This is a genomic window from Shewanella litorisediminis (genome assembly GCF_016834455.1).
GTDB classification, from domain to species: Bacteria; Pseudomonadota; Gammaproteobacteria; order Enterobacterales; family Shewanellaceae; genus Shewanella; species Shewanella litorisediminis.
In genome coordinates, this window is the sequence record NZ_CP069213.1 from 3,326,923 (window position 1) to 3,341,612 (window position 14,690).

Genomic DNA, 14,690 nt, shown 5'->3' on the forward strand with positions numbered 1-14,690 from the left:
CGACACAGGAAGCGGTGTGTTCACGTTTCAATAACCATCAGGGAATCGTCATGCAAATTGGAATTCCGAGAGAGAGTCTCGCCGGTGAAACCCGGGTCGCCGCGACCCCGGCAACGGTTGAGCAACTTAAAAAACTCGGCTTTGAAGTGGCTATCGAATCTGGTGCCGGCACCCTTGCCAGCTTCAGTGATGCCGCCTTTGAGGCGGTGGGCGCCAGTGTAGTGCCCTCCGTATGGCAGGCCGACCTTATTTTTAAGGTCAATGCCCCTACCGAAAATGAAATAAAAGAAATCAAAGACGGCGCTACCTTGGTGAGTTTTATCTGGCCTGCTCAAAACCCTGAGCTGGTTGAGAAATTATCACAGCGCAATATCAACGTGATGGCGATGGACATGGTGCCGCGTATTTCCCGCGCCCAGTCGCTGGATGCCCTGTCATCCATGGCCAACATCGGCGGCTACCGCGCCGTGGTGGAAGCCGCCCACGAGTTTGGCCGCTTCTTTACCGGCCAAATCACCGCTGCCGGTAAGGTGCCCCCTGCCAAGGTGCTGGTGATTGGTGCCGGTGTGGCCGGTCTTGCCGCCATAGGTACCGCAGGCTCCCTCGGCGCCGTCGTTCGCGCCTTCGATACCCGCCTCGAAGTGGCGGAGCAAATCGAGTCCATGGGTGGTCAGTTCCTCAAGCTCGACTTCGGCGGCGAAGACGGCTCCTCCTCCGATGGCTACGCCAAGGTGATGAGCGAAGAGTTTATAAAGGCCGAGATGGCCCTCTTTGCCGAACAGGCCAAAGAAGTAGACATCATAGTCACCACCGCCCTGATTCCGGGCAAACCGGCACCGCGTCTTATCACCAGGGAAATGGTGGATTCGATGAAGAGCGGCTCTGTGATTGTGGACATGGCGGCCGCCACCGGCGGTAACTGTGAATACACAGTCCCGGGCGAGCTGTTTGTCACCAAAAACGGCGTCAAGGTGATTGGTTACACCGATCTGCCCGGCCGTCTGCCAGCCCAGTCCTCCCAGCTTTACGGCACCAACCTGGTGAACCTGATGAAGCTGATGTGCAAAGAGAAAGACGGCAATGCCGTTATCGACTTTGACGATGTGGTAATGCGCAACATGACAGTGGTGAAGGCCGGTGAAGTCACCTTCCCGCCACCACCAATTTCTGTGTCTGCCGCCCCCGCCAAGGCTGCCCCCAAGGTCGAGCTGAAGAAAGCCGCGCCCAAGGAGCCTTCCAAGCTCAAGTACATTCTGGGCGCTCTGGGTTTGATTGGTTTTGGTGCTGTGGCAAGCGTGGCGCCGCCTGAGTTCTTGTCCCACTTTACCGTGTTCCTGCTCTCCTGTGTGGTGGGCTACTACGTGGTGTGGAACGTAACTCACGCGCTGCACACGCCGCTGATGTCGGTGACCAACGCCATCTCGGGCATTATCGTGGTGGGCGCACTGCTGCAGATTGGCAGCGGCTCGACGCTGGTCACTGTGCTGGCCTTTATCGCCGTGCTCATTGCCAGTATCAACATCTTCGGCGGCTTTACCGTCACTCAGCGCATGCTGAAGATGTTCCGTAAGGATTAAGGGGGAATCACTGTGTCTCAAGGACTGGTAACAGCAGCCTACATAGTAGCAGCGCTGTGTTTTATTTTGAGTCTCGCGGGCCTGTCCCGTCAGGAGACCGCCAAGCAGGGTAACCTCTTTGGAATCACGGGCATGGCCATTGCGCTTATTGCCACTATCCTCAACCCGGAAACCAGTGGTGTGCACTGGATCATTCTCGCCATGGTTATCGGCGGCGCCATTGGCGTGCGTCTGGCCCTCAAGGTGGAAATGACCGAAATGCCGGAACTGGTGGCCATTCTCCACAGCTTTGTGGGTATGGCGGCCGTACTGGTTGGCTTTAACAGCTTTATCGACGTGCATCCCCAGGCGGTCACCGAAGTGGTGATTAGCGTGGGTGGCAACATCGACCAGAGCCTCGAAGCCGCCAAGGCCGCATTGCAGGAAGCGAGCAAGGCCGCCGAAGGTCATCAGCTGACCGGTGCCATGCTCAGCATCCATCTGGTGGAAGTCTTCCTCGGCGTCTTTATCGGTGCCGTGACCTTCACCGGCTCTGTGGTGGCCTTCTGTAAGCTGCGCGGGCTGATTTCCTCCAAGCCACTGATGCTGCCACATCGCCACAAGCTGAATTTGCTGGCGGTACTGGTGTCCTTTGGCCTGATGGTGCTCTTTGTAAAAGCCGACGGCGCCATGGTGCCGCTTATCATCATGACCCTTATCGCCTTTGCCTTTGGCTGGCATCTGGTGGCCAGCATCGGCGGTGCCGACATGCCGGTGGTAGTGTCGATGCTGAACTCCTACTCAGGCTGGGCGGCGGCAGCGGCGGGCTTTATGCTCTCCAACGACCTGCTTATCGTCACCGGTGCTCTGGTGGGCTCCTCGGGTGCCATCCTGTCTTACATCATGTGTAAGGCCATGAACCGCTCCTTCATCTCGGTGATTGCCGGTGGTTTTGGTACCGATGGCGCCGTGTCCAGCGGTGATGAAGAAATGGGTGAATACCGCGAAACCAACGCCGAAGATGTGGCCGACATGCTGAAAAACGCAAGCTCAGTCATCATCACCCCCGGCTACGGTATGGCGGTGGCCCAGGCCCAGTATCCGGTGGCCGAAATCACCCAGAAGCTGCGTGACCGTGGCATCGAAGTACGCTTCGGTATCCACCCTGTTGCCGGTCGTCTGCCAGGCCATATGAACGTGCTGCTGGCCGAGGCCAAGGTGCCTTACGACATAGTGCTGGAAATGGATGAAATCAACGAAGACTTCCCCGAGACCGACGTGGTGCTGGTGATTGGTGCCAACGACACCGTGAACCCGGCGGCCTCGGAAGACCCAGCCAGCCCCATCGCCGGTATGCCGGTGCTGGAAGTGTGGAAAGCCCAAACCGTTATCGGCTTTAAGCGTTCCATGAACACGGGCTACGCCGGGGTACAGAACCCGCTGTTCTTCCGCGATAACACCCAGATGTTGTTTGGCGATGCCAAGGACAGTGTTGAGGCGATTTTGAAGGCACTGTAAGCCTTCCAGCATCCCCGGCTGTTGTTACACAAATAGTGCACAGCTAAATTTAAAAAGGGCGCCTTCGGGCGCCCTTTTTTATCCCTGCTTTACGGAGGCTCCAATTGCCATTGGGGTGACTCGTCTCGTTCTGTTGCGTCGCTTTGCAAGCGACTGAAGATCGTGGGTCAAATGCATCCATTCATAACGGCCAGTTCACCATCCATGGTTCTCGCTCGTAAGCCTGTCGCGTGACGACACTCGCCCCTGATTCGACTGACGCTGCCTAGCGCTAATAAGCATGTCTTGTCGCGTTCCGACATTCACCCATGCCTCATCCACGCACGGCCGCTTAGGGCGGGAACTGTATATTCCTTAGTAAAAGTGTTTTGGGTGTCCTGACTCACCGAGGCAATGCCCGAATTTGGCGCAACCTTTGAAAACTGAGTCATGCCTACTATGGCTATTGCATTGAATTGCATTGAATTGCATTGCATTTTCATGTTGGGCATAATACACATACAGACAACAAGGACGTAACAAATGAAAAGGAACAGGTCTAGATGAAATGCCTTCAATTAATGTTTTTAACAATACTTGTCACATTCATTTTTAATACTCAAGCTCAGGCAGGGCTGACTGAAACCATGGCCTGCGATGACTGTGACTATCAGAATGCAAGAGCAAAAGCATTGTTGTTCGCTCCTTTACAACCGTGCAGCCAAGGTTTACCGGGCGAGCAATTGTTTACCCAACCACTCACCGATGGTAGCGGGAGCCTGGAGAATACTGCATGCTCCTTATCTAAAAACGTCATTTTTGCCAATGTAGCAACAGGGCAAAGCCATAAGTTTATTGTCACCGCTACGACCTCTGGATTTGATGAAACTCAAATTACGGTCAAAGACACCTATATTACCACTGCTGAACAAGGCGCATTGGAGCGGCTTTTCGATTTTTATGATGAATACAAACAAATTGATGGGCACTTCACATTAATAGCAACTCAGCACAGTGAGTTACAAAGAGTTCTTGCATCCTCCCCTCAATATTCTAGCGAGGATAATAATTGTGATAACCACCCAATTAAATATCTACAACCCAAAGGCCAGGATGAGATTCATCAAGCAATAAAACGCGATATATTTGATAGAATGGGAAGTCAATCATGGAATGACATTTCTCAAAATACACAATGGAGCGGTTGGACCCTCAATATAGCTCATCCCGGAGGAGGAGCTAGTGTTCATTGGAATCTCGTGACTAATAAGGTTGAAGCTGCATATAAGTTTGGGGATGATAACAACATGTTGTGGTTTGAGGTTCTGCCTTATGGTGAAATTGACACAGAAAACAACAAAAATTTGAGCCTTACATTCAAAATAGATGACCAAATTAGTCGGGTTGATGGCCAAAAATATGCCTATATTGTAAATAGTGTCATTTACGATACGACACATCCCAATATGGGTACTTTTTCTGATTGTGCTCAAAGAAAATTGGCGGACATGGCCTCTGAAGTAGAAACTGAAAAGTTATCCAATGATACTGATGATTATTGGGATGCACATGATCAACTAGGCTTGGAAACTGATTACTCAACAACCTATGAGCTTTGCAAAACGTCGATTCAAGCCTATACATGTCATAATGAGAACTGCAAACTGCAAACAGTTACTTGGTATGAAAAGTGTAGGTTTGGTTTTTAAGACATATATGTTCACCTCGGTTACACACAGCGTCAGAAAATCTCAGAGAGTGCCCCAGCATATATTGAGCTGATTGTCTGTTACCCGACCATATCAAAAAAGCGCCCTTTTCGGATTAAAGAGGCGCTTTTTACTTTTTTCTGTGCGCAAAGATTGAGCTATCAGCGGATGTAGTGCTTAAGCTGGGTGAACACCTCGGCAGCGCTGGCGTTGTTGGCGATGGAAAACGCGCGGTAGCCGTCACCGCGAAAGGCGCGGTCGAGTTCGATTAAGAGATGCGTCTCGGTGGCATCACACACCAAAGAGATTTCCACTTCGCGCAGGCTGGAGAAGCCAAAGCTGCGGGGGTGGAATTCCAGCTCCTGATAGCAGCCGGAGCGGGAACGAAACCCCGGGGCGCTCAAATAGCCCTGCTCCACATCGGCCTTGGTGAGGGCAAAGCCCAGCTCCTGCATGGCGTTCAGCACATGCCCAAGCAGCGGCGTTGGCAGTATGTCGATAACATCGGCATCGGTTGGGTCGATTGCCGAGTCAATGTCAGCGCCGGTTTGCAGCCACACACGGCATTGATTGTTGCGTACCGGCAGCGCGGTAAAGGGGGTTTCGGGATGCAACTGGCCGCTGAAGGGGATTTCACGCACTTCGCCGGGCTGGATCTCAAAGCGCTCGGCCACCCGCCAACGGGCGAGGCAATGATTTTTAAAGTAGTCGCCATTGTCAGTGCTGACCTTGGCCTTGGTCATCAGCGCCAGGTCGATACCATCGATTTTTTGCGCCACGTCACCGCCCTGCACCACTATGGTGGCGCTGAAGGTTTGCCCCGGCAGCAGCTGGCTTTGGTGTAAACGGGTATCCACTTTGGCACTGCCAATACCAACGGCAGCCAGTATTTTTTTAAACATGCTTGAATCCTTTGCAAGTACAGAACCGGCTTCGAGCCAATCCGAAAGTCGGCCATGGTAGCAGGCGAAGGATTAAAACAGGATTAAAGTTCGCTGCCGCCAAGGCGCTGCCAAAGCCGTGTTGCCACCGGGCCCGGCACAGCAGCGCTTCGGCGCACCAGATGATAATCAAACCGCTGGCGCGCCGGAAAGTCGGCGAGCTCCAGCACTCTCAGGCACCCTGCCGCCAACGCCTCTGTCAGCATCCACTCGGGCAAGCGCCCCCAGCCCATACCCTGCTCTATCAAGGAGAGCTTGGTGGCAAAGCTATTCACATACCAATGCCGCTGGGCAGTTTGCACGCCAAGCTTAAGCCCGAGGGTGCCGCTGCCGGAGTCCTGTACCAGTATCTGATACTCTTTTCGCAGCTGCTCTACACTGGAAAGCGCCGGATAGCGGGCCAGCAGGCGGGGCGCGGCCACATTGAGCATCTGCCCCTGACTCAGGGGCTTTGTATCGAGCCGGGTGCCCGGACTCAGCGCCGGTGCCAGCGGTGTAATGGCAAGATTTGCCTGCCCCTGCTGCACCCGCTCAACGGCGCCTGTGAGGTATTCCTGTTGAATCACGATGTCGGTTTGCGAAAACTCGGCCTGCACCGACTCCAGCGCCCGGAGGATGGGCGTCAGCTCGAATGAGGCTTCCACCGTCAGCACCACCCTGTCTTCATCCCCCCGGGCCAGATGCTGCGCCAACTGCTCAATCTCCGCGTGGCTCTCTAAAGTTTTCAGCGCCAGCTGATAAATGCGCTCGCCATTGCCGGTAAGCACAAGCCGGTAGCCATCACGATTAAACAGGGTCAGCCCCAACTGAGATTCGAGCTGTTTGAGTGCGTGGGTCAATGCGGGCTGGGTTTTGCACAGCGCCTCGGCCGCCTGGCGCAGCGACGGCTTTTCCACGGCGGCGCACAGGGCCTGAAGCTGAAAAACAGAGGGCATAAAGATAAATCCTGTGAATCATCTTAATAAAAGATAATCAATATATTTAATTTTTTGACTGATGAATACTGAGGCTATCCCTCAAAGACCCACGGATTGTCGTCAACCATGCCCTCTGTCCCATCCTTTGTGCGCTTACTGCCCATATTCCTGCTGGCACTGCCCATGGCAGGTTTTGGTGTGGCCAAACTGCTCGGCGTCCCCGAGCTGCACCGCGCTTTTCAGGCCATGGCGCTGCCTGCCTGGTTTGGCTACTTTATTGGCGCCGCCGAACTGGCGGCCGGTATAGGGCTCTTGCTGCCGCGCTGGAGCGCTCTGGCCGCCACGGGCTTAATCCCCATCATGCTTGGTGCGGCCGGATTTCATCTGGCCTTCGATGTGCCCTCGCCCATTCCGGCGCTGATCTTTTTGGCGCTGTGCCTCTATATCATCACCCTGCGCCGCAAAGACGCCATCTGGTATCCCTTCTGACCTCTGGCTGTTTAGGTGTTTTCCCTGGGGAAGGGAGTGCCTTGCACTCCCCTTTTTTTGGTATTCATCCGGCATTCTGTCCCGGATTTTTTGGCCTTTGACGCCAAAGCCTGTAAAGTGAGCCTGCCGGTGGCAGACTCCCCCGGCAGCGGCGCTATTCAAACGTACAATAGCCGACGATAACAACAATGACAGGATGAAAGACGGACTATGAGTCAACCAACGAATCTTTCGGGCAACGACCTCAGCGAGGTCAAACAGCTCGGTATGTGGGCCTCCATCATGAGCCTTGGCTACATTTTCTGGCTGGTGGGTGGCATGGAGCTGGTGGAGCGTATTGCCTATTACGGCGTGAAGGCCAGTGCCGGCCTCTATGCCAAGGCGCCCGTTTCCGAAGGCGGCCTGGGTATTTCCCTTTCTGACTACGGCATCATTATTTCGACCTGGGCGATACTGCAAACCTTTATCCCCGTGTTTACCGGCGGTATCTCCGACCGGGTGGGCTACAAAGAAACCATCTTCGCCTCCACCATCATTAAAATTGCCGGCTACCTGTGTATGGCCTTTTTCCCCAGCTTCTGGGGCTTTCTGGCAGGTGCCATGCTGCTGGCCGCCGGTACGGGTATCTTCAAGCCCGGTATTCAGGGCACCCTGGTACTGGCCACCCGTCGCGACAACAGCTCCATGGCCTGGGGTATTTTCTATCAGGTGGTGAATATCGGTGGCTTCCTCGGTCCTCTGGTTGCCGTACACATGCGCCAGTTGTCATGGGACAATGTGTTCTATGCCTGCGCCGCGATTATCTCGCTTAACTTTTTGTTTTTGCTTACCTATAAAGAACCCGGCAAAGAAGCCCGCCTGGAGCGCCAGCGCAAAATCAAAGCCGGTGAAATCAAACAGGAATTCCTGTGGAAAGACGCCTGGAACGAGCTGAAAAAGCCGGTGGTGATTTACTACATGCTGGTGTTTGCCGGTTTCTGGTTTTTGTTCAACTCCCTGTTCGACGTGCTGCCCATTCACATTGCCGAATGGGTGGACACCAGCGTGATTGTTTCTACCCTGTTTGGCGAAGAAGGCACCCGCAGCGGCATTTTGCAGTTCTGGCTGGGGCTGAATAACGAAGGCACCAAGGTGATGCCCGAAGGCATGCTGAACCTGAACGCGGGTCTGATCATGACCAGCTGCTTTTTGGTGGCCGCCCTGACTGCCAAGTACCGCATCACCACCGCCATGCTGTGGGGTTGCCTGTTGTCCATCGGTGCCTTTGTGATGATTGGCGCCACCCACGCCGCCTGGTACATAGTGCTGGCAATTGCCATGTTCTCTCTGGGCGAGATGATGATTAGCCCCAAAAAGAACGAGTTTATGGGGAATATCGCCCCCGAGGGCAAAAAAGCCATGTATCTGGGCTTTGTAATGCTGCCACAGGGTATCGGTTGGGGTCTTGAAGGCTATTTCGGCCCCAAACTGTATGAAATGTACGCCTCCAAAGAGAAGTTCGCCCGCCAGATGCTGGGTGAAGAAGGCATGAGCGCTGCTGATGTGGCCGCCATTCCCAACGGCGAGGCCTTTAACCGTCTGGTGGAGTTTACCGGCCGCGGCAGCCGTGAACTGACAGAGGTTTTGTACAACGCCCACAACATAGGTATGGCCTGGTACATTATCGCCGCCATCGGCACCCTCTCGGCGGTAGGAATCTTTATCTACGGCAAGTGGCTGTTTAAGATGCAGCAGCAAAACCCGGCATAAATGAAGCCTAAAGGCTTGATTTAAAGACGGAACACGCCCAATAAAAAAGCTGCCGATGGCAGCTTTTTTTATTGCCTGCTGGTTCAGCCGGCGTATTTTTTCAGCCACTTGGCAACATCGTTGCCCAGGGTATTGACCGTGTGCTGCAGCACGCTGCAGGAGCCCTTGAAGCCGCCCCACATACCACCGGTGGAAAAACGCGAAAAGTCACTGATTTTGGTTTCTTCACCATCAATCACCAGCACGGCGGTGGCAGCCACATGCTTGCGATGGGGGTTAAAGGGGTTGGCATTGCCTTCGCTGTAGACATTGTCGATGGTGATTTTGACTGAATAGCCAGCATCCGGGAGGGTGTCTACCCGCTTAATCCGCAGCTTTTGCTTGTTGCCGTATTTCACGATGGAATCGGCGAACTGGCGGCCAAGCTCGGTGCATTCCAGCTCCACCTTATCGACTATGTTGCTCTCGGGGTTATAGGGAATGTCAGTGAGGATATACACCACGCCCTCTTCGGCGGCCTTCACGGCTTTCGGCGCGGGCGCGGCCTTGGGTGCAGGCGCCGCTTTTACGTCAGGCGCTGTCGGGGCAACCGGTGCGGCGGCGGTTTCAACTGCCGGGGTCCCGGCCGTTTGGGCGGCGTTGGTTGGCGCCTTATCAGTGGCGAATTTGTCGGTGGCGCCGCAGGCTGCAAGCATCAGCGCCAACAAAGGGGCGGTGACGGCTGCGGAAAAAGGCCGTTTTTGCATTTCAGTCTTCCTTATGAGATTTCCTTGTTGGTGCAGGCAAGCTATCGAAAAACAAGCAAAAAGAAAAGCCCCGATACTGGATACCGGGGCCTTGAGTGTGATTGCTCACGAAGCGTCGCTCACGGAGCGTTTACGGATAACTGACGGACTATTTCACCACCAGTACCGGGCATTGGGCGCCATTGGCGACAGCCTCAGCCACATTGGTGTGGAGAAAATGCTGAATACCTGAGTACCCATGGCTGGCGATAACCACCATGCCTATCTCACCGCTGTTGGCTTCGGCAATGATTTCATCCGTCGCATCGCCCATACGGATTTGGGTTTCAACCGGCAAATCGGTATTGAGTTTGGCAAGTAAGGATTTCATCTTTTCGGCCGCCGCGTCCTCCATGCTCTTGGCGAGTTCTTCAGGGGTAATTGCCAATATCATGAAATTTTCATCCCCCATGGGTCGTGGGACCACATGCAGAATCTTCAGTCCCACCTTATACAGGTTGGCCATTTCCACCGCATACCTGAGAGCATGGGAGGCCGTTTCAGTAAAGTCTGTGGGCCAGAGTATTGTTTTGTTTACCATATCTACCTCCCGAAACACCTTGTGTTGTCAGAGTTGCACACTGGGTTACTCAGTCGCCCAACCACTCCAGGGCATCCTGCCTGTCGACAAAAAATCTGGCGTCGGCCGGGGTAAACCAGTCCGCTAACTTGGTCATCCATTCCTGCCAGCCCGGTCTGCCGAACACGGCGATTTTCTCGAAGTGGCGGCCATGCTTAATGCCCAGTTTCAGGTCATCCCACATAGCCCTCGCTTCCCAACCGTCAAGCTCGGTGGCGTCCACCAGCATATAAATATCGGGGTCACTTACGCCGGCAATGGCGCCCTCCAGCACGGGCACCATGCGCTCATAGTCCTCGTGGGTGAGTGTGCCCGTGACCTTGAGCACCACAAAAAAATCATCCTTTCCGTGACGCTCAACCCCTATGGTTAAACCATGTCTGAGTATTGTCATCTCCATGCTCCTTGCCACTGCACCTGAGGATATTGTAGGCACCGCCCAGCAGGGAGAATTGTGATCCAGGTCAAGCTTTTTCCCCGGCGCTTGCCTATTTCAGCCACAGGCATTAACCTAGACCGACTAATCAGTCGGTTTCTTTTTACACCAATCTGCAGCCGCCAACTTATTAATCTCCAGGATATGACCATGAATGCAGCCGCCCAGGTTAAAAGTATGCCCGCCAACGAAATCGATGCCATGCAGGCGCTGTTCAGAAAGCAAGCCGACCATTTTGCCAGCCATCCTTACCCGGACATCGCAGCCCGCAAAGCCACGCTGAAACACTTAAAGCAATGCCTGATTGATTCGGCTGACTCACTGATTGCGGCACTCAGTGCCGATTATGGGCACCGAAGCGCCGATGACAGCCGGATATCAGACATCATGCCGGTGGTTAACCATATCAATTACAGTCTGGCCAACTTAAGCCGTTGGTGCAAACCCAGCCGCCGCCATGCCGGCATCCTCCTGGCACCGGCCAGTGTCAAAGTGACCTATCAGCCCAAGGGCGTGGTTGGCATCATAGTGCCCTGGAACTTCCCGGTGATGTTAAGCATCGGCCCGCTGGCGACAGCCATTGCCGCCGGTAACAGCGCCATGCTGAAGATGTCTGAATTTACCCCCGAAACCAACAAGGTCATCAGGCAGTTGCTGGCCAGGGTGTTTCCCGAGCATCAGGTCGCCGTTATTGAGGGTGAGGCCGAGGTGGCGGCGGCGTTTTCGTCCCTGCCCTTCGACCATCTGCTGTTTACCGGCTCCACCGCCGTGGGCAAACACGTTATGCGGGCCGCCAGTGCCAATCTCACACCGGTGACCCTGGAGTTGGGGGGCAAGTCCCCTGTGATCGTGGCGCCGGATATGATGCTGGACACCGCCGTTGAAAGGCTGATTTACGGCAAGTGCCTTAACGCAGGGCAAATCTGTGTCGCGCCTGACTATGTGTTGGTGCCGCGGGGCAAGGAAGATGCCTTTATCAAGGCCTATCAGGACAAGTTCGCCGCGCTCTACGGTAAGGTAGAGTCAAACAATGACTATGGCGCCATCATCAATGAACGTCAGTGGCAACGACTGATGCAGGTGCTGGACGATGCCAAACAGCAAGGCGCCAAAGTGCACAGCGCCAGCGGCGAGCCGCCGCTCGGTGCACTGCGTAAACTGCCCACCCAACTGCTGACCCAGGTGACGGATGAGATGCTGGTGATGCAGGAAGAAATCTTCGGTCCGCTGCTGCCTGTGGTGCCCTACGACAGCCTCGATGATGCCTTGAGCTACATCAACGCCCGCCCAAGACCGCTGGCGCTTTATCTGATGAGCTTCGATGCCGCCACCCAGGACAAGGTACTCAGCAGCACTCACTCTGGTGGTGTTTGCATCAACGAAACCGTGTTCCATGTGGCCGCAGACGATGCGCCATTTGGCGGCATAGGCCCATCGGGAATGGGGCACTACCACGGCGAAGAGGGGTTTCGCACCTTCAGCCACGCCAAAACCGTTCTCAAGCGTGGCCGCCTCAATACCGGCAAGCTGGTGCATCCTCCCTATGGAAACACCATTCAACGACTCCTGATGAAAGTCTTTTTGCGCTGAGGGCTCAGGCAGATGGCGATTCCGCAAAAGGGCACAGACAAGCGCTACCAGATATTGACGGCGGCCCTGGGTCTCTTCAACCATCAGGGATTTCACGGCACCTCCACCGCCAGCATTGCCAAGGCGGCCGGGGTAGCCACAGGTACCCTGTTTCATCACTTTCCCAGCAAAGAGGCACTGCTGGAAACCCTGTTTTTAACGGTGAAGCAGGAGTTTGCCGACAGCCTTGCGGCCATGGCGATTTTGGAGGGAAATCTCGAAGACAGGGCCAGGCAGCTTTGGTTTGGTGCCATCGACTGGGCGCTTGAAAATCCTGATAAACAGCAGTTTTTTCAGCAATTTTCCATGTCGGTGGAAATCCCCTTATCCCTTCGCGAGCAAGCCATGCAAGGGATCCTGGGCTTTATCGGCGTGATGATAGCCGAGGGGCAAACCTCAGGGGCTCTGGTGCGGCTACCGCTGCCACTGATGCTGGAAAATTGCCACGGTCAGTATCTGGCCGCCACGCGCTTTTTTTTGGACCATCCCGACCTTGGCAATGACGCCGGGCACAGAGAAGCGAGTTTTCGCCTCTTCTGGCATGCCATGACGCTCTAACCCGCAGCCCTTGCTGGAGTGCAGCTCAAGCGGCCGAATCCAGAAAGCCCAAATGCGTTAAATGAAAAAGCCGCTGAACAAGCGGCTTTTTCATTTCGATTGCGGGGTGTGGGGAGCACGCTGTCAATCTTCACCCAACTGCTGACTGCCAGGAGCCGACTGCGAAGCCGACCAGTAGCCCTGTGCAACGCCCTTCTCAATCATCTCGGCAACCGCCACTTCGATGGCTTGCTGCACACAAAACTGCACCGGCTCGTTGGTAGTAAAGCCCACCTCGGCTTCGGCCAGACGATTCAGGCTGGTAAAGCGGAACAAACCGGCACGCATCTCCTGAGACATCACCCGCTTGGTGGTATTCACCGACATCAGCACCTTACCCGTGTGCACATCCACGGCGCGCAGGTAAATGGTCACCTGATCCTCACGGTACAGCTCCGATGCGCCTATCCCATAGTATTCCACACCCGTGCCGCCGGTATTGGTGTTGGTTTCGTAGCTGATAATGCCGCCCTCAAGCAACAATCTTGCATTGGCCATCACCGGCAACTCGGCAGAGTTCTTCTGTTTATTGATGAACTTGCGCTCGGTTAACAGGTTTTGCAGCCCTTCACGCTCCACCGGTGTAAACCAGCCCGAATCCAGCAGGGTTTGCACCAACATAGAGGTCGCGCCCTGGGTCACGGCGGTGGAGAAGGAACTGACATTGGCCTGGGGCTTATATTGCCCGGTCTGATCACGGAACGAATACACCGCCACCGGAATGGGGTATCTGGGGCCGGGTTTGGCCTTCAGGCTTTCCATGGTTTGACTCAGGGGATTGACCTGCGCCCCGGTAATATTGAGGTCAGGTTTGGGGATAAGGCTGCAGCCACCCAATGACAGCAGCGCCACCGCAAGCAGCAGTCTCATGAATTACCTCCATAAACGGGCATCTCAATCACAGTGACTTCGCCCGTCAGCTGGTTGGTAATGGTGAGCACCACCCCGCTGCCGTTGGATGCCACCTCGATGCGGTAATCGCCCGTGTCATACACCCCATCGGTGATTTCACCGTCGGCGACCTTGCGGGTAATGGAGTTGATGATGTTGCGCTCCAGCGATTCCTTGAATCGGGTCACGAAGTCCTTTTCACTGGAGGGAGACTGGTTGTCGTTCTGGCTCTGTGCCTTGTTCAGCAGGAAAGAGCCATTGAGAGGCGAACCGCCGAAACTCGGGTTGATGGGGGTATACACCAGCTCTGTTGCCTGGGCCGAGCCCATCAGGGCCAGCGCCGCCGCGAATAACGTCCTTTTCATTTTCAATCCTGTGTGCTGATGGCGAGATCGGCGCCCTCACCCAGCAGGGCATTGGCCCTCACCTGGGCCAGATAGTCCACCGTGATGAGTACCGCTTGCTCGGCCTTGTCCTTGATTGAGCTGGCCCTGCGGCCAAAGTGTGTGCTGTAAATCTTTTGGCCGTTGATCTCCATCACCAGCAGGGTGCCGGCCTGGGGAAATACGGTTTCGGTGAGGGTAACGTTAAAACCCTGGGTAAAGGGCAATTCACGCCAATAGGAGGAATAGTAAAAGCTGAACTCCTTGCCAAAGCGGGTCAGGGTTCGGTCAATCACCAGACCACTGATCTCCACCTCATCGTCCATCGCCCGCGCCTCAAAGGCGCAAACCATAGATAATGAAAGCAACAAGGCTGCCCATAATGCCTGCTTCAAGATGCCTCTCCCCTGGCCAAAAAATCCTTGATCCACTTAACACAAACAGCCAGCAATGTATCAGGACAGCCACGGGGAGGTCATCAAAAAAGATTAATCTTTACAGCAAATTAGCTCGAAGGTATAGGCGGTGGTT

At 54.8% G+C, this 14,690-nt stretch carries 15 protein-coding genes; 7 read left to right on the top strand and 8 right to left on the bottom strand.

Annotated elements, in window-relative coordinates; all coding sequences use genetic code 11:
- Window positions 1-50 precede the first annotated feature (50 nt).
- From JQC75_RS14680 to JQC75_RS14690, 3 genes are all read left to right on the top strand, one after another.
- Complete coding sequence (locus tag JQC75_RS14680; RefSeq protein ID WP_203324786.1) at window positions 51-1,577, top strand: Re/Si-specific NAD(P)(+) transhydrogenase subunit alpha; 1,527 nt, start codon at window positions 51-53, stop codon at window positions 1,575-1,577.
- 12 nt (window positions 1,578-1,589) lie between these two features.
- Window positions 1,590-3,074 carry a Re/Si-specific NAD(P)(+) transhydrogenase subunit beta gene (gene pntB, locus JQC75_RS14685; RefSeq protein WP_203324787.1) on the top strand — a complete coding sequence of 495 codons (1,485 nt, stop codon included), beginning with the start codon at window positions 1,590-1,592 and terminating at the stop codon, window positions 3,072-3,074.
- A gap of 542 nt (window positions 3,075-3,616) precedes the next feature.
- A complete protein-coding gene (locus tag JQC75_RS14690; RefSeq protein WP_203324788.1) occupies window positions 3,617-4,762 on the top strand; it encodes a hypothetical protein in 1,146 nt (381 codons plus the stop codon).
- Window positions 4,763-4,923: 161 nt separating this feature from the next.
- Here the strand turns inward: JQC75_RS14690 and JQC75_RS14695 are convergent, their stop codons facing one another.
- On the bottom strand, window positions 4,924-5,664 hold the full coding sequence (locus JQC75_RS14695) for a sporulation protein (protein WP_203324789.1): 741 nt from the start codon (window positions 5,662-5,664) through the stop codon (window positions 4,924-4,926).
- An 83-nt stretch (window positions 5,665-5,747) separates the two neighbouring features.
- Window positions 5,748-6,638: a LysR family transcriptional regulator gene (locus tag JQC75_RS14700; protein WP_203324790.1), complete on the bottom strand. Its 891-nt coding sequence runs from the start codon at window positions 6,636-6,638 to the stop codon at window positions 5,748-5,750.
- 108 nt (window positions 6,639-6,746) lie between these two features.
- Here JQC75_RS14700 and JQC75_RS14705 point away from each other — a divergent pair, with 108 nt between their 5' ends.
- On the top strand, window positions 6,747-7,109 hold the full coding sequence (locus JQC75_RS14705) for a DoxX family protein (RefSeq protein ID WP_203324791.1): 363 nt from the start codon (window positions 6,747-6,749) through the stop codon (window positions 7,107-7,109).
- 210 nt (window positions 7,110-7,319) lie between these two features.
- A complete protein-coding gene (locus JQC75_RS14710; RefSeq protein WP_203324792.1) occupies window positions 7,320-8,858 on the top strand; it encodes an MFS transporter in 1,539 nt (512 codons plus the stop codon).
- A gap of 83 nt (window positions 8,859-8,941) precedes the next feature.
- Here the strand turns inward: JQC75_RS14710 and JQC75_RS14715 are convergent, their stop codons facing one another.
- The 3 genes from JQC75_RS14715 to JQC75_RS14725 form a co-directional block, all read right to left on the bottom strand.
- A complete protein-coding gene (locus JQC75_RS14715) occupies window positions 8,942-9,604 on the bottom strand; it encodes a hypothetical protein (RefSeq protein ID WP_203324793.1) in 663 nt (220 codons plus the stop codon).
- A 148-nt stretch (window positions 9,605-9,752) separates the two neighbouring features.
- Entirely contained in the window at window positions 9,753-10,184 is a 432-nt protein-coding gene (locus JQC75_RS14720) for a universal stress protein (protein ID WP_203324794.1), read from the bottom strand.
- Window positions 10,185-10,233: 49 nt separating this feature from the next.
- The gene (locus tag JQC75_RS14725) at window positions 10,234-10,617 is read right to left on the bottom strand and encodes a SpoIIAA family protein (protein ID WP_203324795.1); all 384 of its coding nucleotides are present in this window, start codon (window positions 10,615-10,617) and stop codon (window positions 10,234-10,236) included.
- 192 nt (window positions 10,618-10,809) lie between these two features.
- Between JQC75_RS14725 and JQC75_RS14730 the strand changes: the two genes are divergently transcribed.
- Window positions 10,810-12,249 carry a coniferyl aldehyde dehydrogenase gene (locus JQC75_RS14730; protein ID WP_203324796.1) on the top strand — a complete coding sequence of 480 codons (1,440 nt, stop codon included), beginning with the start codon at window positions 10,810-10,812 and terminating at the stop codon, window positions 12,247-12,249.
- Between the two features lie 12 nt (window positions 12,250-12,261).
- Window positions 12,262-12,846, top strand: a complete 585-nt coding sequence (locus JQC75_RS14735) for a TetR/AcrR family transcriptional regulator (RefSeq protein ID WP_203324797.1) — start codon at window positions 12,262-12,264, stop codon at window positions 12,844-12,846.
- 123 nt (window positions 12,847-12,969) lie between these two features.
- Here the strand turns inward: JQC75_RS14735 and JQC75_RS14740 are convergent, their stop codons facing one another.
- The 3 genes from JQC75_RS14740 to JQC75_RS14750 are packed head-to-tail and all read right to left on the bottom strand — an operon-like array spanning window position 12,970 to window position 14,512.
- Entirely contained in the window at window positions 12,970-13,755 is a 786-nt protein-coding gene (locus JQC75_RS14740) for a CsgG/HfaB family protein (RefSeq protein ID WP_203324798.1), read from the bottom strand.
- A complete protein-coding gene (locus tag JQC75_RS14745; protein ID WP_203324799.1) occupies window positions 13,752-14,141 on the bottom strand; it encodes a curli assembly protein CsgF in 390 nt (129 codons plus the stop codon). Before JQC75_RS14745 ends, JQC75_RS14740 begins: the two co-directional genes overlap by 4 nt.
- A gap of 2 nt (window positions 14,142-14,143) precedes the next feature.
- A complete protein-coding gene (locus JQC75_RS14750; protein WP_203327237.1) occupies window positions 14,144-14,512 on the bottom strand; it encodes a curli production assembly/transport protein CsgE in 369 nt (122 codons plus the stop codon).
- Between the last annotated feature and the right edge of the window lie 178 nt (window positions 14,513-14,690).

Coding starts and splice junctions, on each gene's coding strand:
- JQC75_RS14725 (WP_203324795.1), bottom strand. CDS start 10,617: ATGACAATACTCAGACATGGTTTAACCATAGGGGTTGAGCGTCACGGA.
- JQC75_RS14745 (WP_203324799.1), bottom strand. CDS start 14,141: ATGAAAAGGACGTTATTCGCGGCGGCGCTGGCCCTGATGGGCTCGGCC.
- JQC75_RS14720 (WP_203324794.1), bottom strand. CDS start 10,184: ATGGTAAACAAAACAATACTCTGGCCCACAGACTTTACTGAAACGGCC.
- JQC75_RS14705 (WP_203324791.1), top strand. CDS start 6,747: ATGCCCTCTGTCCCATCCTTTGTGCGCTTACTGCCCATATTCCTGCTG.
- JQC75_RS14715 (WP_203324793.1), bottom strand. CDS start 9,604: ATGCAAAAACGGCCTTTTTCCGCAGCCGTCACCGCCCCTTTGTTGGCG.
- JQC75_RS14680 (WP_203324786.1), top strand. CDS start 51: ATGCAAATTGGAATTCCGAGAGAGAGTCTCGCCGGTGAAACCCGGGTC.
- JQC75_RS14710 (WP_203324792.1), top strand. CDS start 7,320: ATGAGTCAACCAACGAATCTTTCGGGCAACGACCTCAGCGAGGTCAAA.
- JQC75_RS14700 (WP_203324790.1), bottom strand. CDS start 6,638: ATGCCCTCTGTTTTTCAGCTTCAGGCCCTGTGCGCCGCCGTGGAAAAG.
- JQC75_RS14735 (WP_203324797.1), top strand. CDS start 12,262: ATGGCGATTCCGCAAAAGGGCACAGACAAGCGCTACCAGATATTGACG.
- JQC75_RS14730 (WP_203324796.1), top strand. CDS start 10,810: ATGAATGCAGCCGCCCAGGTTAAAAGTATGCCCGCCAACGAAATCGAT.
- JQC75_RS14740 (WP_203324798.1), bottom strand. CDS start 13,755: ATGAGACTGCTGCTTGCGGTGGCGCTGCTGTCATTGGGTGGCTGCAGC.
- JQC75_RS14690 (WP_203324788.1), top strand. CDS start 3,617: ATGAAATGCCTTCAATTAATGTTTTTAACAATACTTGTCACATTCATT.
- JQC75_RS14695 (WP_203324789.1), bottom strand. CDS start 5,664: ATGTTTAAAAAAATACTGGCTGCCGTTGGTATTGGCAGTGCCAAAGTG.
- JQC75_RS14750 (WP_203327237.1), bottom strand. CDS start 14,512: ATGGTTTGCGCCTTTGAGGCGCGGGCGATGGACGATGAGGTGGAGATC.